Annotated in this window: 1 protein-coding gene; it reads left to right on the top strand. The window is 41.1% G+C overall.

The window, feature by feature from the left end; all coding sequences use genetic code 11:
• Positions 1-214, top strand: a 214-nt coding sequence (locus tag E4T71_RS09680; RefSeq protein ID WP_167758544.1) for a transposase, incomplete at both ends; no start/stop codon positions are given.

Genomic DNA, 214 nt, shown 5'->3' with positions numbered 1-214 from the left:
AACCAGAAATCAGACATCAAAAACGACAAGAAGAGCTCCGTCCCTTGATGGAAGAATTCTTTGATTGGTGTCGGGAGCAGTATGTCTTACCAGAGTCTAAGTTAGGCCGTGCTCTTAAATACAGTTTAGATTATGAGTCCACATTCAAGACTGTATTGGAAGATGGACGTCTAGTTCTCTCTAATAATCTGGCAGAGAGGGCTATTAAATCCTT

It is taken from the genome of Streptococcus sp. WM07, from assembly GCF_004570525.1.
Lineage (GTDB): Bacteria > Bacillota > Bacilli > Lactobacillales > Streptococcaceae > Streptococcus.
This window is presented reverse-complemented; position numbering and strand designations above follow the sequence as displayed.